23 protein-coding genes are annotated in these 24,065 nt (G+C 43.4%); 6 read left to right on the top strand and 17 right to left on the bottom strand.

Annotated features, from left to right (window positions below):
• Positions 1-144: 144 nt before the first annotated feature.
• The 10 genes from rpoE to QUF49_RS01595 all read right to left on the bottom strand — a co-directional run bounded on the left by rpoE (position 145) and on the right by QUF49_RS01595 (position 13,061).
• Entirely contained in the window at positions 145-663 is a 519-nt protein-coding gene (gene rpoE, locus QUF49_RS01640) for a DNA-directed RNA polymerase subunit delta (RefSeq protein WP_289497561.1), read from the bottom strand.
• Positions 664-747: 84 nt separating this feature from the next.
• Positions 748-930, bottom strand: a complete 183-nt coding sequence (locus QUF49_RS01635; protein ID WP_289494018.1) for a hypothetical protein — start codon at positions 928-930, stop codon at positions 748-750.
• 364 nt (positions 931-1,294) lie between these two features.
• Positions 1,295-4,558 carry a fused isobutyryl-CoA mutase/GTPase IcmF gene (gene icmF / locus QUF49_RS01630; protein WP_289497560.1) on the bottom strand — a complete coding sequence of 1,088 codons (3,264 nt, stop codon included), beginning with the start codon at positions 4,556-4,558 and terminating at the stop codon, positions 1,295-1,297.
• Between the two features lie 15 nt (positions 4,559-4,573).
• Positions 4,574-5,197, bottom strand: coding sequence for a TetR/AcrR family transcriptional regulator (locus QUF49_RS01625; RefSeq protein ID WP_289494017.1), 624 nt, complete (start codon positions 5,195-5,197; stop codon positions 4,574-4,576).
• Between the two features lie 10 nt (positions 5,198-5,207).
• Complete coding sequence (gene meaB / locus QUF49_RS01620) at positions 5,208-6,164, bottom strand: methylmalonyl Co-A mutase-associated GTPase MeaB (protein WP_289494016.1); 957 nt, start codon at positions 6,162-6,164, stop codon at positions 5,208-5,210.
• Between the two features lie 154 nt (positions 6,165-6,318).
• Positions 6,319-7,461, bottom strand: a complete 1,143-nt coding sequence (locus tag QUF49_RS01615; RefSeq protein ID WP_289494015.1) for an acyl-CoA dehydrogenase — start codon at positions 7,459-7,461, stop codon at positions 6,319-6,321.
• 15 nt (positions 7,462-7,476) lie between these two features.
• A complete protein-coding gene (locus QUF49_RS01610; RefSeq protein ID WP_289494014.1) occupies positions 7,477-8,616 on the bottom strand; it encodes an acyl-CoA dehydrogenase in 1,140 nt (379 codons plus the stop codon).
• 107 nt (positions 8,617-8,723) lie between these two features.
• Positions 8,724-9,575, bottom strand: a complete 852-nt coding sequence (locus tag QUF49_RS01605; RefSeq protein WP_289494013.1) for a 3-hydroxybutyryl-CoA dehydrogenase — start codon at positions 9,573-9,575, stop codon at positions 8,724-8,726.
• A 17-nt stretch (positions 9,576-9,592) separates the two neighbouring features.
• A complete protein-coding gene (locus QUF49_RS01600; RefSeq protein ID WP_289494012.1) occupies positions 9,593-10,774 on the bottom strand; it encodes an acetyl-CoA C-acetyltransferase in 1,182 nt (393 codons plus the stop codon).
• A gap of 154 nt (positions 10,775-10,928) precedes the next feature.
• Positions 10,929-13,061: a 4Fe-4S dicluster domain-containing protein gene (locus QUF49_RS01595; RefSeq protein WP_289494011.1), complete on the bottom strand. Its 2,133-nt coding sequence runs from the start codon at positions 13,059-13,061 to the stop codon at positions 10,929-10,931.
• 201 nt (positions 13,062-13,262) lie between these two features.
• Between QUF49_RS01595 and cls the strand changes: the two genes are divergently transcribed.
• Positions 13,263-14,447: a cardiolipin synthase gene (gene cls, locus QUF49_RS01590; protein WP_289494010.1), complete on the top strand. Its 1,185-nt coding sequence runs from the start codon at positions 13,263-13,265 to the stop codon at positions 14,445-14,447.
• A 39-nt stretch (positions 14,448-14,486) separates the two neighbouring features.
• Here the strand turns inward: cls and QUF49_RS01585 are convergent, their stop codons facing one another.
• Complete coding sequence (locus QUF49_RS01585; protein WP_289494009.1) at positions 14,487-14,648, bottom strand: hypothetical protein; 162 nt, start codon at positions 14,646-14,648, stop codon at positions 14,487-14,489.
• Between the two features lie 89 nt (positions 14,649-14,737).
• On the opposite strand from QUF49_RS01585, the gene uvsE reads away from it, so the two are divergent.
• Complete coding sequence (gene uvsE, locus QUF49_RS01580; protein ID WP_289494008.1) at positions 14,738-15,694, top strand: UV DNA damage repair endonuclease UvsE; 957 nt, start codon at positions 14,738-14,740, stop codon at positions 15,692-15,694.
• Here uvsE and QUF49_RS01575 read toward each other — a convergent pair.
• From QUF49_RS01575 to QUF49_RS01565, 3 genes are all read right to left on the bottom strand, one after another.
• Positions 15,687-16,460, bottom strand: coding sequence for an alpha/beta fold hydrolase (locus QUF49_RS01575; RefSeq protein ID WP_289494007.1), 774 nt, complete (start codon positions 16,458-16,460; stop codon positions 15,687-15,689). The genes uvsE and QUF49_RS01575 overlap by 8 nt on opposite strands.
• Before the next feature lie 7 nt (positions 16,461-16,467).
• Positions 16,468-16,638 (bottom strand): XapX domain-containing protein, encoded by a 171-nt coding sequence (locus QUF49_RS01570; protein WP_289494006.1) that lies wholly within the window; start codon positions 16,636-16,638, stop codon positions 16,468-16,470.
• An 88-nt stretch (positions 16,639-16,726) separates the two neighbouring features.
• The gene (locus tag QUF49_RS01565; protein WP_289494005.1) at positions 16,727-17,293 is read right to left on the bottom strand and encodes a DinB family protein; all 567 of its coding nucleotides are present in this window, start codon (positions 17,291-17,293) and stop codon (positions 16,727-16,729) included.
• 98 nt (positions 17,294-17,391) lie between these two features.
• On the opposite strand from QUF49_RS01565, the gene QUF49_RS01560 reads away from it, so the two are divergent.
• Together QUF49_RS01560 and QUF49_RS01555 are read left to right on the top strand one after the other, a co-directional pair.
• On the top strand, positions 17,392-17,553 hold the full coding sequence (locus QUF49_RS01560; RefSeq protein WP_289494004.1) for a hypothetical protein: 162 nt from the start codon (positions 17,392-17,394) through the stop codon (positions 17,551-17,553).
• On the top strand, positions 17,510-17,764 hold the full coding sequence (locus tag QUF49_RS01555; protein ID WP_289494003.1) for a hypothetical protein: 255 nt from the start codon (positions 17,510-17,512) through the stop codon (positions 17,762-17,764). Before QUF49_RS01560 ends, QUF49_RS01555 begins: the two co-directional genes overlap by 44 nt.
• On the opposite strand, the gene argS is transcribed toward QUF49_RS01555, so the two are convergent.
• Positions 17,704-19,374 carry an arginine--tRNA ligase gene (argS, locus tag QUF49_RS01550; protein ID WP_289494002.1) on the bottom strand — a complete coding sequence of 557 codons (1,671 nt, stop codon included), beginning with the start codon at positions 19,372-19,374 and terminating at the stop codon, positions 17,704-17,706. The genes QUF49_RS01555 and argS overlap by 61 nt on opposite strands.
• Positions 19,371-19,811 carry a DUF1934 domain-containing protein gene (locus tag QUF49_RS01545; RefSeq protein WP_289494001.1) on the bottom strand — a complete coding sequence of 147 codons (441 nt, stop codon included), beginning with the start codon at positions 19,809-19,811 and terminating at the stop codon, positions 19,371-19,373. The genes argS and QUF49_RS01545 overlap by 4 nt, the downstream gene beginning before the upstream one ends.
• A 216-nt stretch (positions 19,812-20,027) precedes the next feature.
• On the opposite strand from QUF49_RS01545, the gene QUF49_RS01540 reads away from it, so the two are divergent.
• On the top strand, positions 20,028-21,044 hold the full coding sequence (locus QUF49_RS01540; RefSeq protein ID WP_289494000.1) for an NADP-dependent oxidoreductase: 1,017 nt from the start codon (positions 20,028-20,030) through the stop codon (positions 21,042-21,044).
• A 238-nt stretch (positions 21,045-21,282) separates the two neighbouring features.
• Here the strand turns inward: QUF49_RS01540 and QUF49_RS01535 are convergent, their stop codons facing one another.
• Positions 21,283-23,022, bottom strand: coding sequence for a PAS domain-containing sensor histidine kinase (locus tag QUF49_RS01535; RefSeq protein WP_289493999.1), 1,740 nt, complete (start codon positions 23,020-23,022; stop codon positions 21,283-21,285).
• Between the two features lie 227 nt (positions 23,023-23,249).
• On the opposite strand from QUF49_RS01535, the gene QUF49_RS01530 reads away from it, so the two are divergent.
• Entirely contained in the window at positions 23,250-23,873 is a 624-nt protein-coding gene (locus QUF49_RS01530) for an AmiS/UreI family transporter (RefSeq protein WP_289493998.1), read from the top strand.
• The last annotated feature ends 192 nt before the right edge of the window (positions 23,874-24,065 follow it).

The raw sequence follows: 24,065 nt of genomic DNA, 5'->3' as shown, positions 1-24,065 counted from the left end.
GCCGGAATATGATCCAAACTCGCTGTATAATCTCCAGAACTCGCCGGAATATCTTTAATGAGATTTGGCATTTATTTATCAAAACCAAAAAAACCAGCACCAAAAGGCACCGGTTTCTTGTAGACTCATACTAAATACTCAGACTTACAGATCTTCATCTTCCTCTTCAAGATCTTCGTCTTCATCTTCTTCAAAGTCTTCATCTTCTTCATCGAAGTCTAATTCTTCTTCATCGTCGTCATCATCATCGTCATCGTCGTCAGCAAGATCGTCGTCTTCAACAAACTCATCTTCAACTTCTAACTCATCGAAGTCTTCATCATCAAAGTCTTCTTCAAAGTCATAATCATCTTCAGAAGCTTTTTTACGTTTTGTTGGTTTGTTCGTAGCACCTAGTTCTTCTTCAGAGCTTTCTACTGGGTACCAAGTTTTAAGTCCCCATTTGTTATCTCCTAATGAAACGAAACGTCCATCAATGTTCATATCTGTGTAAAAATACGCAATTCGGTTTTCAACTGCAGTTTTAGACAAACCTTTGATTTCAGCGATCTGTTTTACTAAATCGTAGAATTGAACAGGCTGCTTAGCATTCTGCAAAATTTCAAATGCGATTTCGACCATAGACATTTCAACGACTTGTTCCTTCGTATACGTGTTCAACATAGCCACATCGGCACTTCCTTTCCTTCTCCACACTCATTTATATCAACACATTGTGCTCATTCTCTAGAAGAATCATACTCTTCATTATAAACAAATCCCATACGGATATGCCAGTAGTAATCTTCTTTTTTCATAGAAAAGGTTTTGAAAAAGCTTTATCCATAACTTCGAAGCTCTTGGAAGTGGTTGATTTCCGCTCCAGGTGGCTCGCTTTCCGCGGGGCAGGCAGTGAGCCACATTTGTACGTTTCACTCTTAAGTGTCTCACCTGCCCGCCTGTCCCGCAGGAGTCTCCCCACCTTACGCTTCAATCAACTCGCAAGTGGCGAGAATAGAAAAAGCAAATGTCACCAATTTTTTAGGAATTAACTTTTCTAAAAGATTTCTAAAAGATTATTGCATTTAATAGTAATCTCTATGAACTTCTTCATTGAATAGTTAATTGGAGCGGAAGGATGAGTGGGACAGGTGAGACCATTCAATGACGCAAAGCGGCGAATGGGCTCACCGCACACCCTGCGGAAAGCGAGTCCTGCAGCGGAAATTAACACTTTTAAAAACAACAGAGAATAAGAAATCAGCTTCTGCAAAGAAAAGAGAACCGCTAATAACGGCTCCCTTTTCTCATGTCGTTACATGTTTCTTCTATACTTTCCGCCTACTTCATAGAGTGCGCTTGTGATCTGACCGAGACTTGCAAATTTTACGGTGTGCATAAGCTCATCGAAAATGTTTCCGCCAGAAAGTGCAACGGATTTTAAACGTTTTAGTGCTGCTCCTGCTTGATCCTTACTTGATTCTTGGAACGCGTTCAAATTCTGAATCTGCTGTTCTTTTTCATCTTTTGTCGCACGAGCGAGCTGCATGTTGAACTCTTCTTCTGACGGCGGGTTCGGATTTAAGTACGTATTCACACCGATAATCGGAAGTGATCCATCATGCTTTTTCATTTCATAATACATAGATTCTTCTTGAATCTTTCCGCGCTGATACTGTGTTTCCATCGCACCAAGCACGCCACCTCTTGTATTCATGCGTTCGAACTCTTGCAGAACCATCTCTTCTACTAGATCCGTTAACTCTTCAATGATAAATGATCCTTGCAGCGAGTTCTCGTTGCGAGCTAGACCGAGTTCTTTCGTAATGATCATCTGAATGGCCATCGCGCGGCGAACAGATTCTTCAGTCGGTGTCGTGATCGCCTCATCATACGAGTTCGTGTGGAGCGAGTTGCAGTTATCATAGAGTGCCATCAACGCCTGAAGCGTCGTACGGATATCGTTAAAATCAATCTCTTGCGCGTGAAGTGAACGTCCAGAAGTTTGGATATGATACTTCAGCTTCTGACTGCGTTCGTTCGCTTTGTATTTATCGCGCATAACGGTTGCCCAGATTCGGCGAGCCACACGGCCGATCACGCTATATTCTGGATCCAAACCATTTGAGAAGAAGAATGATAAGTTAGGTGCAAATGCGTTAATGTCCATACCGCGGCTTAAATAATATTCCACATACGTAAAGCCGTTTGCGAGTGTAAACGCGAGCTGTGTGATCGGATTCGCACCAGCTTCTGCGATATGATAGCCAGAAATGGAAACGGAATAATAGTTGCGTACTTGATGATCGATAAAGTATTGCTGAATATCTCCCATCATACGCAGTGCGAACTCAGTAGAGAAGATGCAGGTGTTCTGCCCTTGATCTTCTTTTAAAATATCAGCCTGAACTGTTCCACGAACAGATGCGAGCGTCATCGCCTTGATTTCGCCGTACTCTGCTTCGTTCGGCTGTCTTCCATTTGTTTCAGCAAAAATCTTCACTTGCTGATCAATCGCTGTGTTCATGAACATCGCTAGGATAATTGGTGCCGGACCGTTGATCGTCATTGAAACTGACGTTGAAGGTGCGATCAGATCAAAGCCGTCATACAGCTTCTTCATATCGTCGAGCGTACAGATACTCACACCGCTCTCCCCAACTTTGCCGTAGATGTCAGGACGGTAATCCGGATCTTCACCATAAAGCGTTACCGAGTCAAACGCAGTACTCAAGCGCTTTGCGTCATCATCTTTTGACAGGTAGTGAAAACGGCGGTTCGTTCGTTCAGGAGTTCCTTCTCCAGCGAACTGGCGCTTCGGATCTTCTCCTTTACGTTTAAAAGGAAACACGCCGGCTGTATAAGGGAACGAACCTGGAACGTTCTCTTTCATGATCCACTTTACGATGTCTCCCCAGTCTTCAAACTTCGGAAGAGCAACCTTTGGAATATCAAGGCCTGAAAGACTTTTCGTTGTTAGCTCGGTCACGATCTCTTTGTCGCGGATCTTTGTGACAAACTCTTTTTTGCTGTACATTTCTTTTAACTCTGGCCATTGTTTCAGCATTTTTGAAGTCGTTGGTAAAAGTTTTTCTTCTACTTTTTCAAGAGCCTTATTTAAACTCGCCTCTACTTCTTCACCTGCTGCGTCATATTCTCTTACTGTTTCAAGCGTCCCTTGGATCTGGAACGACTTGCGAGCTAGTTTCGCCTGCTCATTTACCGTTTCATGGTACTTGCGAACGGTTTGTGCGATCTCGTTTAAATATTGCGCACGTTCACCAGGAATGATGACGTTCTTTTTTGCAGTCATGGCCTCAGCAGCTGGCTGAATGCCCCAATCCACGCCAGACTTTTCTTCGATCACCTTCATCAAGTGATAAAAGAGTACGTTCGTGCCCGCGTCGTTAAACTGACTTGCGATCGTTCCATACACCGGCATCTCATCTAGATCTCTATCAAACCAGTTGCGAGAGCGCTGATATTGCTTCTTTACATCACGAAGCGCATCTTCAGAACCTTTTCGCTCGAACTTATTGATTGCGATAATATCTGCGTAATCGATCATATCGATTTTCTCAAGCTGTGACGGTGCACCAAACTCGCTCGTCATGACGTATAGCGAAGCATCGGAAATCTCAGAAATTCCAGCATCACCTTGACCGATTCCGCTCGTCTCAACAACAATCAGATCAAATCCTGCTGCTTTCGTTACAGCGATCGCATCCTTAATTGCATCGGACAGCTCTGAACGAGATCCGCGGGTTGCAAGTGAACGCATATACACTCGAGGATGATAGATTGCGTTCATTCGGATTCTGTCACCTAAAAGCGCTCCGCCTGTCTTTTGTTTTGTCGGGTCGATCGAGATGATCGCAATCGTCTTGTCTTCACACTCATTTAAGAAACGGCGAACGAGCTCATCTGTCAGTGAACTTTTCCCCGCTCCCCCTGTACCTGTAATCCCTAGAACAGGCACTTGCTTTTGCAGACTTTTCAACTCATTTAACGTCTGTTCAGCAGTTGCCGCGATTTCTTCTGGTGCCTGCTTTGCGTTTTCCGCTAATGTGATAAGACGAGAAACAGAGCGCACGTCTTTTTCTTTCACTTTCTCAATCTCATCTGTTAAAGAGGTTACCGTCGGAAAATCACATTCTTCTACCATCTTATTAATCATGCCTTGAAGTCCTAGCAATCTTCCATCTTCAGGCGAGAAGATACGTGTCACACCATAAGCATGAAGTTCCTTGATCTCGGGTGGGATAATTACGCCCCCGCCTCCGCCAAAGACTTTAATATGCCCTGCACCACGTTCTTTTAATAGATCGATCATGTATTTAAAATATTCAACGTGTCCGCCTTGATAAGAGGAGATGGCGATGCCTTGAACGTCTTCTTGAATCGCGGCACTCACTACTTCATCTACGGAACGATTATGTCCCAGGTGGATAACCTCACATCCGTTCGACTGAATGATTCTTCGCATAATGTTAATGGAAGCATCATGACCATCAAAAAGACTGGAAGCGGTTACAAATCGAACCGGATTTTTCGGCCGGTAAATGTCGGTCTGTGTCATTTTACTCATCCTTTCTTACGCTCCTTTTATGCCATAAAGCAATTGTTGAAGCTGTAATTGGGTATATTCTTCCAATGTATACATCTTCTGCAGCGCCCAGCGTCTGAACGTCCACATCTGACCTATGATTAAAATATTATGAGCTGCTGCCTGGATTTCTTTTTCACTTAAATCCAATTCACCCTGCAGCACAACTTTAGATAAAAGCTGTTCAAAAATCGCTGTCATCTCCAGCTCTTTTTTCAGTACATACGGAAGCGCTTCGTCAGAAAGTGATTTAGCTTCCTGATACATGACGAGCACTTCATCCTGCATATCGTCCATCACTTTAAAATAAGCTGTGATTGCACGTTCAACGCCTCTTATTCCGCTGTCCTCACCGTTAATATCCTGCTGCAGTCTCACCTTTACGCCATCATAGATGCTGTCACAAACGAGATACAAAATATCTTCTTTTGAACGAATGTACTCGTATAGTGTACCGATGCTGAAGCCTGACGCTTTTGCGATCTCACGGGTAGTCGTGCGGTGGAATCCATTCTCTTTAAATAGAGATACCGCCGCTTTCACCATTTCTTCCCGCCGCCTTTGAATCAATTTCTCATCTTTTACGAGCGACGGCACTTCTTTCTTACCCAATTGGCCTCCCTCATTTCTGTTTCCCGTCAGCCGGCTGCAAACGTCCCGTTAAGATTTGTTCTGCAGCTGTATAAGGGTCTGTGTTACCTGATTCTAAGTCGGCCAGCCAGGAGAACCCGTTTTTCTGTTCGTTTTTCCATACTTCCTGATAGATTTCATGCTGAACGACTTCCATCACCTCACGCTTCAGGTTAGAAAGCTTCCGTTCCTTTCCTTCACCGCTTTTATCCAAATAGTCACGGTGCGCACAAAGGGCATGCCACAACTCTTCTAAACCTTTATTTTCAGTAGAAATGGTCTGTACGACTGGCGGGCGGTACGGACTGTCGTGTTTTACTAGATCGAGCATCGCTTCAATCTCTGCGAGCAGCTTCGGAACCCCTGGCATATCTGCTTTGTTCACAACGAACAGATCCGCTATTTCCATGATTCCCGCTTTAAACACTTGAACAACATCCCCGCTGCCCGGATTTAAAACAACCGCAACCGAATCCGCTAGCTTCATAATGTCGAGCTCAGACTGCCCCACTCCTACTGTCTCTATTAAAATTACATCAAAACCATACGCATCCATTAGCCTTACCGTTTCTTTTGTAGAACGAGAGAGCCCTCCAAGACTTCCACGCGTTCCCATGCTTCTGATAAACACACCAGGATCGGTAAAATGGTCAGCCATCCTGACGCGGTCTCCGAGTATAGAGCCGCCGCTAAAAGGACTCGTTGGATCAACAGCAACAACGGCTACGGTCATTTCTTTTTTACGCAAAAAAGAGATAAGACGGTTAACGAGCGAGCTTTTCCCCGCACCAGGTGAACCGGTGATGCCGATCCAGTGGGCACCTTTTTGAAGCGGGTAGATGCTCTTTAATAGCTCGAGTTTGTCTTCACCGTTGTTCTCGGCAAGCGTGATCGCTTTCGCGAGGGCGCGTTCGTCTTTTTGCTGGATGCGCTGTGCTAATGGATGCATGGTTTCCTCCTAAAGTGGTCTTGAAAATCTTTTTTAGTAACACTCTGTTATGAAATGGACAACACCATCTTGCAAATCGGCTCAGAAATTCCTCAAATGCAGACTGACTTAGCAAAGAGTTTCCCTAGCCACTGTGTCGTATAACCTCGAACTCTTAATCCTTCAAAAGCATCTTCGAAATAACAAGACGCTGAATCTCTTGAGTACCTTCATAGATCTGTGTAATTTTCGCGTCACGCATATAGCGCTCAACCGGATATTCTTTCGTGTAGCCGTATCCGCCGAATACTTGAACCGCGTCTGTTGTGACTTCCATCGCAATATCTCCAGCGAAAAGCTTAGACATCGCGGATTCTTTTCCATATGGAAGACCTTCAGACTCTCTCCATGCTGCTTGATACGTTAAAAGTCTTGCTGCTTCCACTTTTGTTGCCATGTCAGCCAGTTTGAATCCGATTCCTTGGTTCACACCGATCGGCTTACCGAACTGCTTGCGTTCTTTTGCGTAGTTTACAGAAGCATCCAGGGCACCTTGCGCGATCCCAACGGCTTGAGCCGCGATTCCGTTACGTCCGCCGTCAAGTGTCATCATCGCAATTTTAAAGCCTTCTCCCTCTTTTCCAAGAAGGTTTTCAGCTGGCACTCGGCAGTCTTCGAAAATGATTTCTAATGTTGGAGATGAACGAATTCCTAGTTTCTTTTCTTTTTTCCCGAAAGAAAAGCCTGGTGTTCCTTTTTCTACGATGAATGCAGAAACTCCTCTCGTTCCTGCTTCAATATCCGTGCGCGCAAACACAACATAGATCTCAGCGTCTCCAGCATTTGTAATGAAAATTTTAGAGCCGTTGATGATGTAATGATCGCCGTCTTTTTTCGCGGTTGTTTTCATATTCCCAGCATCAGATCCAGAACCTGGCTCTGTTAAGCCGTATGCTCCGATCTTCTTGCCTTCAGCCATTGGACGAAGGAACTTTTGCTTTTGCTCTTCGTTACCGAACTTAAAGATCGGCCAGCCTGCAAGTGATGTGTGAGCCGAAAGTGTTACACCGACTGACGCACAAACGCGTGAAAGCTCTTCAACTGCGATTACATAGCCCAGATAGTCTCCGCCGATCCCGCCGTACTCTTCAGGCCAAGGAATACCGCAAAGTCCCAGCTCTCCCATTTGGTCGAAAATCGCACGGTCAAAACGCTCTTCTTCGTCACGTTCTGCTGCTGTTGGTTCAACTTCGTTTTTCGCAAAATCACGCACCATCTTGCGGATCATTTCATGTTCTTCAGATAACATAAATTGCATCTCTATCTCTCCCTTTTATCCTAGTAAATGTTTGCTTAATACCATGCGCTGAATTTCACTTGTTCCCTCATAGATCTGACACACCTTTGCGTCTCGGAACAGTCTCTCTACCGGATACTCTTTCGTATATCCGTAGCCTCCGTACACTTGCACCGCTTCGATTGCTGATTTCATCGCCGTTTCTGAAGCGAAAAGCTTTGCCATCGACGCTTCTTTTCCGCATGAAAGGTTGTTTGTTTTCAGATCAGCCGCACGATAGGTTAAAAGTTTTGCCGCCTCAACTTCTGTCGCCATGTCGGCTAGTTTGAATCCTAGACCTTGATTAGCACCGATCGGTTTGCCAAACTGTTTTCTCTCTTTTGCGTAGTTTGTGGCATATTCTAAAGCAGCCTCTGCAATTCCAAGTGACTGAGCAGCGATTCCGATCCTGCCCACATCCAGGTTGCTCATTGCAATCTTAAAGCCTTCCCCTTCTTTACCAAGCAGATTTTCAGCAGGAACGCGCGCATCTTCAAAAACGATCTCGCACGTATTTGATCCGTTCAACCCCATTTTTTTCTCTTTCTTTCCTACTGAGAAACCTGGTGTATCTTTGTCTACGATGAAGGCTGAGATTCCATAACTGCCTTTGTCAGGTTCCGTTGAAGCAAACACGATGTACACATCCGCTTCACCTGCGTTAGTAATAAATATCTTCGAGCCGTTTAAAACGTAATGATCGCCTTGTTTAACAGCTCTCGTTTTTAAGCTTGCTGCATCAGAACCTGAACTCGGTTCTGTAAGTCCGAACGCACCAAGGTACTCTCCACTCGCTAACTTAGGAATGTATTTTTTCTTTTGTTCTTCATTCCCGAAATAAAGGATCGGATTTGTTCCGACACTCGTATGAACGGATAAAATCACACCGATCGTCGCGCTTACTTTCGAAAGTTCATTGATCGCGATGATGTACGAGGTAAAATCCATCCCCGCTCCGCCATACTCTTCTGGAATTGGAATCCCCATCAGCCCAAGCTCTGCCATCTTCTTTATAAGATGACGCGGAAACTCTTCTGTCTCTTCCATATGTTCAATGGCAGGTGCTATCTCTTTTTGCGCAAAATCCCGTACCATCTTCTGCATCATCTTCTGTTCTTCTGTAAACACGAGGTTCATGGTCTCTCCCCATTTCCTATTTTGAAATGCTGAAATGTTGTCTCTGTGAGGTGTCTCTTCCACAAAGACAAAAATGGAATTTTTGTCTTTGTGTGGGGTCAGACCCCCTAAGCGTAGCTGTAGAAGCCTCTGCCTGATTTTTTGCCTAACCAGCCGGCCTTCACGTACTTTCTAAGCAATGGACATGGACGATACTTATCGTCACCGAAGCCTTCATGCAGTGTTTCCATGATGTAGAGGCACGTATCGAGCCCGATGAAGTCTGCAAGAGTTAGCGGTCCCATAGGATGGTTCATTCCGAGTTTCATAATCTCATCTACAGCTTCTGGTGTTGCTACTCCTTCATACACCGCGAAGATTGCTTCGTTGATCATCGGCATAAGGATTCGGTTCGAAATGAATCCTGGAAAATCATTCACTTCAACAGGTACTTTTTGAAGCTTCTTGGATACTGACTCAATCGTTTCATACACCTCATCTGCTGTCTGAAGGCCGCGTATGATTTCTACAAGTTTCATAACCGGTACAGGGTTCATGAAATGCATGCCGATTACTTTTTCAGGACGCTCTGTTGCTGCCGCGATCTCTGTAATCGGAAGTGATGATGTGTTTGATGCTAAAATCGTATGTGCTGGCGCATATTGGTCAAGCATCTTAAACAGCTGTGTTTTTACATCCATGTTTTCAATGACCGCTTCAATCACAAGGTCTGCGTTGGACGCGTTCTCTAAAGAGGTTGAAGATGTAATACGAGAAAGGATGTTTTCTTTTTCACTCTCATCCATTCGACCCTTTTCAACTGAACGGTTTAAGTTTTTTTGAATGATGCCGATCCCTTTTTGTACGAATTCGTCTTTCATATCATGCAAAACCACCGAGTATCCAGCCATCGCACATACTTGCGCGATACCTGAACCCATTTGCCCTGCACCAATCACCATAATGTTTTGAATGCTCATGAAATGTTCCTCCTCTTTTACTTAACTTCTACTAAAATCGCGTCGCCTTGACCGCCGCCTGAACAGATTGATGCAATGCCAAGTCCGCCGCCGCGTCTTTTTAACTCATGAATTAATGTCAGTACGATGCGCGTGCCGCTCGCCCCAATCGGGTGACCTAATGCCACTGCGCCACCGTTCACGTTTACTTTTTCAAGATCTAATCCAGCAAGCTCTGCGCTCGTTAACGCAACAGCCGCGAATGCTTCATTGATTTCAAAAAGATCGATTTCTTCTAATGATTTTCCCGTTTTCTTTAAAAGCTCAGTAATCACTAATCCTGGCGTCTTCGGGAAATCCTTCGCTTCCACTGCAATCGCCGTGTGGCCTAGAATCGTTGCCATCACTTCTTTGCCTTCTTTTTCAGCACGCTCTTCACTCATCACAACTACAGCTGCCGCACCATCGTTCACGCCAGGCGCGTTACCTGCTGTAATCGTCCCGTCTTGAGAAAATACGGGTCTTAATTTAGCAAGAGATTCTACCGAAGTATCTTTACGAGGCGACTCATCTTGAGAAACCACGATCGGATCCCCTTTACGCTGAGGCACTTCTACCGAAACGATCTCTTCAGCAAATATTCCTTTTTCAATAGACTCTACAGCACGGCTATGACTGCGGTACGCCCACTCATCTTGGCGTTCGCGTGAAATCTCCATCTCTTTTGCAACGTCATTTCCGTAGATTCCCATGTGAACACCAGTAAACGTACATGTTAACCCGTCATGCACCATCAGATCCTTCACTGAGCTATCCCCCATACGAAGACCCCAGCGAGCTTTCGGTAAAATATATGGTGCATTGCTCATCGATTCCATTCCGCCCGCAACGATGATCTCCTCATCACCTGCACGGATAATTTGGTCTGCTAGCGTGATCGCTCGAAGACCTGAAGCACACACTTTGTTAATCGTCTCTGTCTTCGTCTCCCAAGGTAATCCTGCTTTTTCTGCCGCTTGACGAGAAGGAATCTGTCCTTGACCTCCCTGAAGTACGCAGCCCAAAATAACTTCATCAACTGATTCTGGAGCGACGTCTGCTCGTTGAAGTGCTTCTTTAATGGCGATTCCACCTAAATCTGATGCCGTAAAAGAGCTTAATCCACCGCCAAACTTCCCGACAGGCGTACGCGCACCACTAACGATTACTGATTTTGTCATGTGAAAGACCTCCTGTTTTTAAATGATGAAGCTGAACTTATATTGTTAACGCTTACAAAATGAATGACAGACAAGCCGAGCGAACGCTCAGTCGACCAAATTCCAAGCATGAAGCTGCCAGCTCATACGCGGGCAGCTTATTTACATGCTCAGACTACTGAAGAATCTCTTGTTTTTGAGATCCAAATATTGATTTTTCTAAGATTTCAACTACGTCTAACGTTTGTACTTGATCTTCTACTTCTTTCGCTTTCGTACCATCACTCAACATCGTTAAGCAGTATGGACATCCGCTTCCAATCATGGTTGGATTTACAGCAAGAGCCTGTTCTGTACGCGCAACGTTAACACGCGAGCCCGCTTTTTCTTCCATCCACATCATACCTCCACCCGCTCCACAGCACATACCGTTTTGACGGTTGCGGTCCATCTCGACCACTTTTACGCCAGGAATCGCTTTTAAAATATCGCGAGGCGGCTCGTATACTTCGTTATAGCGGCCTAGATAACAAGAATCGTGGTACGTGATCGTTTCATTCACTTCATGTTTAGGCTGAATTCTTCCTTCCTTGATCCATTCCGCTAAAAGTTCTGTATGATGATAAACTTCCGCTTTTAGACCAAACTCCGGATATTCATTTTTAAACGTGTTGTACGCATGCGGGTCGATCGTGATGATCTTCTTCACATCGTGCTTCTCAAACAATTCGATGTTCGCGTTCGCCATCTCTTGGAATAAAAACTCGTTTCCAAGACGACGAGGTGTGTCACCAGAGTTTTTCTCTTTGTTTCCTAAGATTGCAAACGTGATGCCCGCTTCGTTCATGATTTTCGCAAGAGAAAGGGCGATTTTTTGTGAACGGTTATCATAAGCACCCATCGAACTTACCCAGAAAAGGTATTCGAACTCTTCACCTGCTTTTTCCTTCTCTTTCACAGTAGGAATCACGATATCTTCTTTCAGTTCACGCCAGTTTTCGCGTTCTTTTTTCGAGATCCCCCAAGGGTTTCCTTGCTTTTCGATATTCTTAATCGCACGCTGCGCTTCAGCATCCATCTTACCTTCTGTTAAAACAAGGTAACGGCGCATGTCGATAATCTTATCAACGTGTTCATTCATTACAGGACACTGATCTTCACAGTTTCGGCAAGTTGTACATGCCCAGATCTCTTCTTCTGTCATAACTTCACCGATCATTTCCACATCATAAGCAAGGGCAGATGATCCGTCTGTTGTTGCCGCTGTTTCTTCAGCACCTTTGCCTCTAGCTTCAAATGCGATCTGGTTGCCTGTTGTGTTGGAGAACGCAAATGCTGGCATCCAAGGTGTGCGGGATGTAACAGCAGCACCTTTTACCGTCAGATGGTCACGAAGTTTAACGATCATGTCCATCGGTGAAAGCATCTTACCTGTACCCGTTGCTGGACAAACATTTGTACAGCGGCCACATTCTACACAAGCGTAGAGATCAACGAGCTGTTTTTGGTTGAAGTCTTCAATCTTATTTACGCCGAAAACTTCTTGCGTTTCATCTTCAAAGTTAATAGACGAAAGCTTTCCTACTTTATCTTTGCGGCCAAGCCAAACGTTCAGCGGGCCTGCGATCAAGTGAGCATGCTTCGATTGAGGCACGTACACTAAGAATGTTAATAAGAACAATAAATGAATCCACCAAGAGATAAAGAAAACGACTGCAGCACCGGTTTTACCTAGGAAACCGAGAGCCATTGCGATACCTGACGCGATCGGAGCCGTCCATGCATAAGGCAAGTCATGCCAGATGATTTCTGCTCCATTTCCTACTAGTACTGAAAGCATCAAGCCGCCGATGAACAGAAGCACTAATCCTGACTTAAAGCCTCTCTTCAGACGCACAAGCTTTTCAACATATCTTCTATAAAAAGCCCATACTACTGCAACCATGATCATCGTTGTTACGATTTCTTGGAAAAACGTGAACCCTGGATATAGCGGACCGAGCGGCAGATGAGACCCAGGTGCGAGCCCTTTCCAAATAAAATCGATCGCTCCGAACTGGACAAGAATAAATCCGTAAAAAAACATAATGTGGATAATTCCGCTTTTTTTATCTTTCAACAGCTTCTTTTGACCAAAAACGTTGACTAAGACTGCTTTGATTCTTTCTTGTACCGTGTTATCGAACTCCACTTTTTTACCGAGTTTGATAAACTCATACCTTGTCTTTACCACATAAGCGAACAAAAACAATGCGTAAGCGGTTACAAAAAGAAATGCAAGCCAGTTTGCTACCATTAAGCCGTTCATCACTTTCTCTCCCTTCCACTCCTGCTATTCCCTAATTCTTTCTCTTTTAATAATTCTAAATGAAATTAATTTTCTGACATCATTATATCATAAAAAATAAATGAATGAGCATTCAGTCAACATCTCATCAAAATTTTTTTTAGTCGTTTTAAATGGCAAGGGCATACTAAATAAAAGTTTTGGCAGAAGGAGGAGATGAACGTGTGGATCGTTTTAGTGATTGCTATCGTGGGGATTTTAGCGTGGATTGATTTTTATTTAGGACATCAACAAACGGTTAAAAAGGAAGAGCCTCCTGTGACAACAAAAGGAAACATGCAGTTTCTATCGACTGGCTCACATTTTTTCGATGAGCTGTTTCAAGATATCGATAAAGCATCTCATTCCATATACATACAGTTTTACATTTTACGTGATGATGAACTTGGCAATGATTTGTGTACAAGATTGATTTCAAAAGCAAAAGAAGGCGTAGAAGTCAGGCTGCTTCTCGATTATATAGGAAGTTATAGAGTAAAAAAGAAGACCATTCAAAATTTGAAGAATGCGGGAGTTCATTTTGAATACAGCAACAAACCTCAGTTTCCTTATCTTTTATATCGCATCAACCACCGAAATCATCGGAAGATCACCATCATAGATGACAAGATCGGCTATATCGGAGGGTATAACATAGGTAATGAATATATTGGCAGAATCACAAGATTTGGGGATTGGCGGGATTATCATTTAAAATTAAGAGGTCCGGCTGTACATGAACTGCAGCTTTTGTTCATTGATGATTGGAATGGATCGACGAATGATAAGATGACCAATAAGAATCGGCTTGCAACTGATGAAGAACACGGCAAAGAGATCTTGCTTCTTCCCTCTAAAGGCGATGCAGCCTATCGTTTCTTTTATGAAAAAATAAAACGTTCCGAAAAAAACATCTTTATAGGTTCACCGTACTTTATTCCGGGTAAAAAGATGAACAAGGAACTTCTGTCTGCAATTGATCGGGGTGTAAACGTCAAGCTGCTCGTACCTATGACTCCTGACCATCCATTTGTACAAGAAGCGTCTTATCGTTTTGTCATACCTCTTTTAGAAGCTGGAGCAGAAATCTATCAGTTCCATGAAGGATTTTATCATTCAAAAGTATTAATGTTTGATGAATCGATCTGCGATATCGGAACCGCCAACTTTGATCTGCGCAGCTTTTTTTATAACGACGAGATCAATTGTATCTTTACTGACAAAACAGAAATTCAAGCCGTCAAAAAAGTGATCGAATCGGATCTCGCTCGTTCCGAGAAACTGACACTCGAACGGCTTCAAAAGACTAGAACTCTTAAAGTGCGTGTAAAAGAAGTGATTGGGTTTTTGCTTTCGCCGTTTTTATAGCGTTAAAACTTTGTTGAACTTGAGAGTGGTTGATTTCCGTTACAGATGCTTCGCTTTCCGCGGGGCAGGCGGTGAGCCACATTTGTACGTTTCACTCTTAAGTGTCTCACCTGCCCGCCTGTCCCGCAGGACAAGGAAGGCTACGGCAGCGATACATCGCACGAAGAAAATTTGAAGTTCAATTTTCGAGGAGTCTCGCATCTTCCACTCCAATCAACAATCATAGAAGCCAACATTTGAAAGCAACAATCTTTTACAAACACACATTAACAAAAAACAGGGGGCCAAACATGTTAACATCTTTTGGTTTTGTATCAACGGCTCTCAACTTATATGAGGCCTCACCTGCAAAAACGATGACATACGCAACGTATCAGAAACGCGAAGAAAAAGAACGTACGGCACAACTTCTTGCCATCACAAAAAACAATTTAGAGCGGACCCTTCGTGTGCTCCATTATTGCATTGCGCACGAACTTCCGTTATATCGGATGTCCTCTTCCATCGTCCCTTTAGCCACACACCCTGAAGCAGCTTGGGACTTTTTACAAAAGACGAAAAAAGAGTGCAAAGAGATCGAGAAACTCGTGAAGAAGTACAATATTCGAACGAGCATGCATCCGAACCAATACACCCTTTTTACGAGCCCGCGGCCGGAAGTGACTGTTAATGCGGTAAAAGACATGCAGTATCATTATGATCTACTTAAAGGAATGGGCATTGAGGACCGCAGCTATATCAATATCCATATTGGCGGCGCTTATGGAGATAAATCTTCCGCATTAGAACGTTTTTATGAAAATATTAAAATGCTTCCCGCTGATGTTAAAGCTAGGATGACACTAGAAAACGACGACAAAACCTTTACAACGAAAGAGACGCTGGAGGTTTGCGAGAACGAAGGCATTCCGCTCATGTTTGATTATCATCATTACAAAGCGAACCCTGATGACGATGGTGCGCTCGAGGAACTTCTTCCGCGGTTTGTTGCTACTTGGAAAAACACGGGCAGACCGCCTAAGGTTCACCTCTCATCCCCGAAAGACGAAAAAGCGTACAGAAGTCACCACGATTATGTGAGCCTCGACTACGTGCTTCCTTTTTTTAAGATGATGTCTGATTTTACAGATGAGCTCGATGTGATGATCGAAGCTAAACAAAAAGACCGCGCCGTTCTTCAGCTCGTCGATGAGCTTGAAAAAGTACGCGGTTTTAAAAGGATGAGCGGCGGAACAATTCTTATGTAGTACCCGTTATAAAACGCTTAACCTCAGCGTTGAAGCTTTTATAATGCTTGATCGGCAGCTGATGCAAAGCTTTGTTAAGAATGATGAACTTAGCCCTTGGGTGTACATTTTTTGTATAGATCCTTCTATAAGGATGCATATATTCTGTTCGGTCACCGTATAGAAACAACAATGGAAACGACCATTCTTTTAACTGATCTGTGCAATTAAACATAAAGCTTTCCCTGTAAAATCGTTCCCATGTTTTCGGATTTGATTGTTTATGATACTCCAGCATCTTTTTCCGATCCTGCTGGGAATTTGAATGTGTGCTGACAAGTATCTGATTCAATAGGGCTGGTGCATTTTTTGCCAGCCTTATTCCTGTTTGGAACTGCTTTTTAAGTGCGAAAGTAGAAACTTGAGAAAAGCCCCCGCTTAAAATAAGACCCTTTGTCCGATGCGGATACTTTTGTACAAAAGCCTGTGCGACCGAGCCTCCTGCAGAATAACCACAAATATACGCCTCGTCAATTAACAGATGGTCCAGAAGATTTGCCACATCATCAGCTAGATCCCATATTGTAAACGACTCTGGGTCTTTAACAGATGACCTGCCATGGCCCCGAACATCTGGAAATATGGTTTGGCAGTATTGTGATAGTTCTTTTTGATACTTGAACACGAGATGGCTCATACCCGACGGATGTAAAAATACGAGTGGAGCACCCGTCCCTAACTTTTCATAGTAGATTTGAAACTCAGAGGTCAGTCCGGCTAATGCCATGTTATCCTCACTTTAAAAACGTTCCTGCCATCCAAATGTACACTTGATAGCCTAAATAAATGCCAACGATTCCCATGATCCCTGGTAATGCAGGCGGCGCTGGGATCGGTAGCTTTAACAGGGCAAAAACAAAGCCTACGAGGGCGCCTGTTATCAATGATAATAAGATCAACTTCATGTATGTACCCCCTCATTCAAACGAGTTTCCAAACCTATCTCTTATTAATATGGCACGTTCTTACTACAATATCCCTATTCCATTGCAATTAAGCTTGAGAAGTGGTGGAGGCGTTCGCTCGTTCATACTGCTTTTTAATGATTCGTATCTGGCCGCGATGATTGATCTCGTCTTCAAAAACATGAAACCACTTAAAATAGTTGTTGCCAAGCTCATTATTCCACCACGGCGTCGTTTCGTAGAGCCATGAATCTGGCAGCTTCTGAAAATGCTTCAGTGTAATTTCACGGGTCTTCTTTAAGTCTTCTAAATAAAATTCCGCTGTATTCCCATTGATGATTGTCCCAGCTTCACCTAAATCGAGTGCAGGCTGAAGCGTTTCTGCATAACGATCGATCTCTTCATCCGGCAGGTCCTTTCCATCAATCGTTAAAAATTGATAGATCTTCTCCACCGCTACAAAATGAGCGAGCAGCATACCGATCGAATTACCCGTTCCGTTGATTCTAAAGTCGAGTTCTTCCACAGATAAATTTTCCACTTCCCAAATCGTCGTTTCCCTCGCGTAGTTCATCATCGAGATCAAGTTAGAAAATTCCTTTGAATACCCTTCGATCTGTCCGATGACGAAAGGGCTTTTGTTGGATGTTGTCATTTTGTGTAACCTCCTCAGCAATAATGTGCTTTATTAGAATTCAAGAAAAGCAGGGAAATTCCTCTTGGCTTTAAAGGTTTCTGATGGATGTAGTGAGCTTGCAGACTTTCGACATGGAAGTTGGAGTAGTAGTCGAAGCGATCCTAACCTCTAGATTTGTCTTCTCTTCTCAGACTCTTTCTATCATCATCGTTAGCATGTTGATTGGAGCGCAAGGTGCGAGACTCCTACGGGACGAGCGGTCAGGTGGAGACTCCTAAAGGCGCAAAGCGGCAGGAGGCTCACCGTACGCCCCGTGGAAAGCGAGCAGCCTGGAGCGGAAAGCAACCACTTTCAAAGGCAATAATTTATGCAAAAACAACTAAAAAAAAACCTGTCCGCAGACAGGTTTTCTCCACTTTATCTCTCTATTACATACGCTCTGGCGCTTCTACGCCGACGATGTTCAGTGCATTCTCGATCGTCACTTGAGTTGCTTTCATCAAAGCAAAACGCGCTTGTGACTTAGTTTTATTTTCAGCATCCAGTACACGCTCAGCGTTATAGAAGCTATGAAGAGCAGATGCTAGCTCAAATACATAGTTCGTCACGCGGTGTGTGAGAAGTTTTTCAGCCGCTTCATTAATAACAGCCGGGAATTCCCCGATCTTTTTCAACAGTTCAAACTCTTTTTCAGAATCGATCTGCTTTAAATCCAAGTCCCCGTCATAAGAAAGACCCATCTCTTCTCCTTGACGAAGCATGCTGCATACGCGTGCATGTGCGTATTGTACATAGAATACCGGGTTTTCGTTTGATTTGGAAACGGCTAAGTCCATATCAAAATCAAGGTGAGTATCGTTTGAACGCATCGCGAAGAAATAACGAGTTGCGTCGATGCCCACTTCTTCCATCAGTTCACGAAGCGTAACAGCTTTACCTGTACGCTTACTCATTCGAACTTTTTCTCCGTTTTGGAAAAGAGAAACAAGCTGAATAATCATGACATCAAGCTGTTCTTTATCATAACCGAGCGCTTGAATCGCTGCTTTCATACGCGGAATATAGCCATGGTGGTCCGCTCCCCAAATATTGATCAGCTTTTCAAAGCCACGCTCAAACTTGTCGTTATGATATGCGATATCTGGCGTTAAATAGGTGTAAGATCCGTCATTCTTGATGAGTACACGGTTCTTGTCATCATCGTAGTCTGTTGTACGGAACCATGTTGCTCCTTCTTCTTCGTAAACAACACCTTTAGCTTTTAACTTTTCCAGTGCTGCATCAATTTTTCCGTTTTGATAAAGAGAAGTTTCAGAGAACCATACATCGAAATCCACACGGAATTCAGCAAGATCTGCTTTTAATTTTTCAAGCTCTCGTGTAAGACCGTATTCACGGAAAAAGCTTACGCGTTCGCTTTCTTCTTTATCCAGCCAAGAATCGCCGTACTCTTCTGCAAGGTCTTTACCAAATTCAATGATATCTGCACCGTGATATCCGTCTTCAGGCATCTCTTTATCCTTGCCAAGCGCCTGGAAGTACCGCGCTTCAATAGAAGTTGCTAAGTTGTTGATTTGGTTTCCAGCATCATTAATATAGAACTCACGGGAAACGTTATATCCTGCATAATCAAGGATATTACAGATCGTGTCGCCAACAGCCGCACCACGGGCATGTCCCAAGTGAAGTGTTCCTGTCGGGTTCGCTGAAACGAACTCGACTTGAACTTTTTTACCCCCGCCATGCTCAGTACGTCCATAATCCTTGCCCGCTTTTAAAACAGTCGGTACAAGCTCTGTTAAGTAAGAGTTGTCCATATAAAAGTTGATAAATCCAGGGCCTGCGATTTCAACCTTTGCGATAGACGCTTTACTTTTATCAAAGTTTGCCACTAATTCGTCAGCGATCATACGAGGTGCTTTTTTTGCGATACGCGCTAACTGCATCGCCATGTTCGTCGCAAAGTCACCATTTGCTTTATCTTTTGGTACCTCAAGAACGATTGCTGGCAGTTCTTCTTTTTTAGCTAGCCCTGCTTTTACGACCGCTTCTTCAATCTCTTCTTTTAACAGATGCTTGACCTGGTCAAGGATATTCATGCTTTTGCCTCCTGAAAATTAATCTTGATTCGATGTGTTCCTGTATGTTCACCCTGCAGAACCAGCTCGTACGCGAGCTTCAGATCACCCGTCCGATTTTGCTGATTCCATCGGAAATTCATTTCATGTGTGGTCGTTTCCATCCAAAGCTGGCCATATGGGCTGTCGTACATGCCTTTTGTAGTCTGGCCGATTAAATATTTCTGTTTCATAGATACACTGCCTGAGCGGATGATCAGAATTCCAGCGTGCGTAATCTTAATCACATTATTGACAGAACCTGCACCTTCTATCTCTTCTTTGTATTGAAGATATGTGACGTCCCCTCTTTTATAGAGCTTACCTTCTGTCTCGGTGTAATGCTTTTCTTTTTCACCGCTAAAATGAACTTCTGAACTTATCGTAAGCGCAACAGACAATTCCGTATCTTGATCCATGCGAACAACACTTCCTTTTTTGGTGTACCTCTTTAACTTACCTATTATAAAAGATTTCAATGCCTCGCTTCAACCTTATGGGTGTCTTTTTAAAAATTCGTTTGTTTAATAGGTAAAATTAGCCTAAAAATACGTTTCTGTGAGTGGATAATTTGGAATGAGGTGTTGTAATGACTTATTATACATGGAAGAAGACGAAAAAAAATGAGGAGGATTATGATGAAAAACGAAAAAATCTTACTGGTGAACCGTCCAAAAGGAACTCCGCAAAAAAGTGACTTCCGTTATGAGGAGGCTGCCATTCCTGCGTTAGAAAATGATCAAGTGCTTCTTAAGACGATCTACCTTTCCGTGGATCCTTACATGAGGGGGCGCATGAGTGATCGTAAGTCTTACGTACCTCCTTTTGCGTTAAATGAACCGATCTCTGGAGGCGTTGTGGGACAAGTTGTAGAATCTCGTTCTGGGGAATTAGCTGAAGGTGATTTTGTAATCGGAAACCTAGGCTGGCAAAAATACAATGTCGCGAGCGATGCTGAAGTACGAAAGCTTGATCCTTCTATTGCGCCACTAACAGCAAACCTTGGTGTTCTTGGAATGACAGGTTTAACCGCTTATTTCGGATTGCTTGATATCGGAAATCCGCAAGAAGGTGAAACCGTTGTTGTCAGCGGTGCAGCAGGTGCCGTTGGAACAATCGTCGGCCAGATCGCGAAGATTAAAGGAGCACGTGTTGTCGGAATCGCTGGTTCTGATGAGAAGATTTCTTATTTGAAAAACGAATTAGGCTTTGATGCCGCTATCAACTATAAGACCGAAAATGTATATGACTCTTTGAAAGCTGCTTGTCCTGATGGCGTTGATGTATATTTTGATAACGTCGGCGGCGAGATCTCTGACAGCGTCCTGGCTTTGATCAACAAAGGTGCACGCATCCCAGTCTGCGGACAGATTGCCCTTTATAATCTCGAAAAAGCCGATGTTGGCCCACGCATGCAAAGTCAGCTTCTGATCAACAGCGCATTGATGAAAGGCTTTATCGTGAGCGACTATGCAGCTCATTTTGAGGAAGGCGCGATCGAACTTGCGAAATGGCTAAAAGAAGGCAAACTTTCTTACAGTGAAAACATCGTGGACGGCTTCGAAAACACAATTGATGCGTTTTTGGGACTGTTTTCTGGTGAAAACACAGGAAAACAGCTCGTAAAAGTGGCTGATCCAGAAAATCTATAATTAATTATTATGTTGAAGGCTGTTGACAACCTAAAAAAGGTTGGCAACAGTCTTTTTTTGAGGTGCACAGATAGTGAATCCAAAAGTTTTGGGTCTCAATCCACAAAAAATAGCTCCCAATCCACAAATATCGGGCCTCAATCCAGAAGTTTTTAGAGTTTATCCGCGAGTCGACACTCTCCGACAATTTTCACCCTATCTCTTCTATTCCTGCTCTTACTCCCGCACACTCACGCCCTTATACAGGCAATATCAGACTCACCGTCGTTCCTCTGCCTTCCTCACTGTAAAACTTAAGCTCGCCTTTATGCTCTTTCATAATTTTTGAACTTACCATCAATCCTAGGCCTGTTCCTTTTTCTTTCGTGGTGTAAAAGGGTTCGCCGAGTCTTGCCAGGCGGTCTGACGAAATGCCGCATCCTTGGTCTTTTACAATCAAATGAACGAGATCGTCTTTCCTTTTTCCTTCAATAGAAATGGTTCCGCCGATGCTCATAGCGTCCATCGCATTTTTAATCACATTGATCAACACTTGCTTCAGCTCATTTTCCTCAGCAGTAATAAGCGGAAGACTCTCACACAACACACTTTCAATCTCTATATTCTGTTTAAGTGCTTCAGGTTGAAGAAGTGTTTCTACGAACTCCACGAGCTCTGGCAGTGATGTTTTTTTGTAAGTCTTCGCTTGAGGTTTCGCCAGCAATAACAGCTGCCCCATGATTTGATCGATACGGTTCAATTCTTTAAACATGATGTTGTAGTAGTTCGCAGTCTCGATTTGTTCACACTCTTGAAGAAGCTGAACGAATCCTTTTAAAGAAGTTAACGGATTTCTGATTTCATGCGCTACTGATGCAGCAAGCTGTCCAACAATCGATAGTTTGTCGGATTGGCGAAGCATGTCTTCAGATTTTTTACGTTCCGAAATATCACGGGTAACGCCAATGATTTCAACCACTTTACCTGAATCATCCGCAATGCTCTTACAAGACGTTTCAAGCCAGACGTAATGTCCGTCTTTATGCTGCAGCCTGAATTGGACAGTAGCCGTGCATGGCCCTTCCATCAATTGCTCGTGACCTTTCCATGCCACTTCCTCATCATCGGGATGAAGCAGCCAATAGCCGGTATTTCCGATCAGCTCTTCCTGCTTTCTCCCAAGCAGAATCTCACAGGCAGGAGACACGTATGTATATGTTCCGTCCATCGTGTGGGTCGTAATCATGTCCATCGCGTTTTCAGCAAGCAGTCTGTATCTCGCTTCACTCTCTTCTAAAAGCATTCGGGACTCAATTTTTTCCGTTACCTCTCGACCGAAGACAAGCAAGTTTTTACGCGAACCATCTGGATGAAAAACAGGAATTTTGTATACGTCAAAAAAACGTGTGCTGCCATCACGTGCAGGCACATATTCTTCACATCGCACGATTTCTTTTGCCTGCCACACTTGTTCATCTGTCTCGATGCAGTATTGGAATACATCACGAAAAAATGGAGCAATCTCTGCTAAATCAGCATCATTTTTTCCGGTAAAATCAAAGCCAGTCAGTTCAAATAGTTCACCTACAAATTCGTTCGCAAACACAAAACGTCCGTCCCCATCTTTTATGCCAATAAAATCCGGAACGATGTTCATTAAGGTCTTCATAAGAGGCTCTTGGCACGAATGAACGACAGCGGGCTGTTCATTCAAGATATAATATCGAAAAAAATCGCCATGAAGCGGCAATAGACCTTCGTTAATTTTAACCGCTATAAAACCGTTAGCGGCAAGAAGTGTTCCATCTTCACCATTTGAATGACTTAAAAGAACCTCATCAACAGATTTTCCTGATTCAAAGTCTGTTTGTTCTGTGAGATTCAAATAGTGCTGATTCACAGCCGTTATCTCACCATTTGCCGCTACAAGTATTACCGATTCAGAGAGCTGATCGATGAAATTTTGCATATGCTTCATCTCGTTTGAAATCGCTGTCATTATATTCGTCCCTCCCTTATCCACCTAATTCTCTATTGTAACTATAGCAAAAAAGACTTAACGTTATAACAAATTTCGACAATTTTGACCCAAATCTGTTTAATACAGTTCCAAACTACTATTTTTCTTTAAGTTTCCATTGCTTTACACTTAAGAATTTACTATATTTGATAAATGTAAGAGGTCAGACCTCTAAAAGAAATTTATTAAAGTAATGAGGGAATAAAATGGGTGCTATAGGATTACTGTTTTCAGGTGGAGCTTTATTCTTAAACAGTCTGATGCTGCTTGGAAAAGCAGAGGAAAAAAGTGTCGCGTTTTTTAATATATTGGTGGGCTTATTGCAAGTAATCACACCGATCTATTTGATCATTACATCTGATGGATCGAACTGGTCGATGTTTAACAACGGTGCCGTCTTCTTGTTTGGATTCACCTACCTCTATTTAGGGGTGACCATTTTAAAAGGCTTTGATTCGAGCGGCCTTGGATGGTACTCGTTATGGGTTGCGATGATGGCAATCGTATACGCACTCGTTTTTTATGTTCAAGAAAACGATGTCGTTAACGCACTGACTTGGGTGCTGTGGGCGTTTCTGTGGTTTTTGTTCTTCTTGTCGTCCGCACTTAAGAAGCCTTACGAAGCGTACATCGGAAGGGTGGCTTTCGTTCAATCATGGGTGACGTTAACACTGCCTTCCCTATTCATGCTGCTCGACATGTGGCAAAACGCAAAGCTTCAAGAAATTTGGACTTATGTATGTATCGGATCATTGGTTTATTTTGCAATTGAAGCTGTATTGTTCGCAAAATCCGTAAAAAAAGAAAAGTTAGTGGAAAAATTAGCTTAGTTGATGGCCGGTCTCGATAGTGCGAGGCCGGTTTTCTTATGTATAGGGGTTTGGCGATTGGGCTTTAATGAAGCGGTGAACCCCAATTAAGTCGTTTTCATGTTGAATTGGGTCTAATTGAAGGTTAATTAAGTCTTAATAGAAAAAATTAAGTCTAAATCAGCAAATAAAGGCCATTCGACACCGCTCGAC

Origin of the sequence: Fictibacillus sp. b24, from assembly GCF_030348825.1 — a bacterium.
Lineage (GTDB): Bacteria > Bacillota > Bacilli > Bacillales > Fictibacillaceae > Fictibacillus.
This window is presented reverse-complemented; position numbering and strand designations above follow the sequence as displayed.

Excerpts from the sequence above, each read along its gene's own strand:
- rpoE (WP_289497561.1), bottom strand. The coding sequence starts at position 663 with ATGTTGAACACGTATACGAAGGAACAAGTCGTTGAAATGTCTATGGTC.
- uvsE (WP_289494008.1), top strand. The coding sequence starts at position 14,738 with ATGTTAACATCTTTTGGTTTTGTATCAACGGCTCTCAACTTATATGAG.
- meaB (WP_289494016.1), bottom strand. The coding sequence starts at position 6,164 with ATGCATCCATTAGCACAGCGCATCCAGCAAAAAGACGAACGCGCCCTC.
- QUF49_RS01595 (WP_289494011.1), bottom strand. The coding sequence starts at position 13,061 with ATGAACGGCTTAATGGTAGCAAACTGGCTTGCATTTCTTTTTGTAACC.
- QUF49_RS01600 (WP_289494012.1), bottom strand. The coding sequence starts at position 10,774 with ATGACAAAATCAGTAATCGTTAGTGGTGCGCGTACGCCTGTCGGGAAG.
- QUF49_RS01575 (WP_289494007.1), bottom strand. The coding sequence starts at position 16,460 with ATGGCATTAGCCGGACTGACCTCTGAGTTTCAAATCTACTATGAAAAG.
- QUF49_RS01535 (WP_289493999.1), bottom strand. The coding sequence starts at position 23,022 with ATGACAGCGATTTCAAACGAGATGAAGCATATGCAAAATTTCATCGAT.
- QUF49_RS01585 (WP_289494009.1), bottom strand. The coding sequence starts at position 14,648 with ATGCGAGACTCCTCGAAAATTGAACTTCAAATTTTCTTCGTGCGATGT.
- QUF49_RS01615 (WP_289494015.1), bottom strand. The coding sequence starts at position 7,461 with ATGCAATTTATGTTATCTGAAGAACATGAAATGATCCGCAAGATGGTG.
- QUF49_RS01540 (WP_289494000.1), top strand. The coding sequence starts at position 20,028 with ATGATGAAAAACGAAAAAATCTTACTGGTGAACCGTCCAAAAGGAACT.
- QUF49_RS01545 (WP_289494001.1), bottom strand. The coding sequence starts at position 19,811 with ATGGATCAAGATACGGAATTGTCTGTTGCGCTTACGATAAGTTCAGAA.
- QUF49_RS01570 (WP_289494006.1), bottom strand. The coding sequence starts at position 16,638 with ATGAAGTTGATCTTATTATCATTGATAACAGGCGCCCTCGTAGGCTTT.
- QUF49_RS01565 (WP_289494005.1), bottom strand. The coding sequence starts at position 17,293 with ATGACAACATCCAACAAAAGCCCTTTCGTCATCGGACAGATCGAAGGG.
- argS (WP_289494002.1), bottom strand. The coding sequence starts at position 19,374 with ATGAATATCCTTGACCAGGTCAAGCATCTGTTAAAAGAAGAGATTGAA.
- QUF49_RS01605 (WP_289494013.1), bottom strand. The coding sequence starts at position 9,575 with ATGAGCATTCAAAACATTATGGTGATTGGTGCAGGGCAAATGGGTTCA.
- QUF49_RS01610 (WP_289494014.1), bottom strand. The coding sequence starts at position 8,616 with ATGAACCTCGTGTTTACAGAAGAACAGAAGATGATGCAGAAGATGGTA.
- QUF49_RS01530 (WP_289493998.1), top strand. The coding sequence starts at position 23,250 with ATGGGTGCTATAGGATTACTGTTTTCAGGTGGAGCTTTATTCTTAAAC.
- icmF (WP_289497560.1), bottom strand. The coding sequence starts at position 4,558 with ATGACACAGACCGACATTTACCGGCCGAAAAATCCGGTTCGATTTGTA.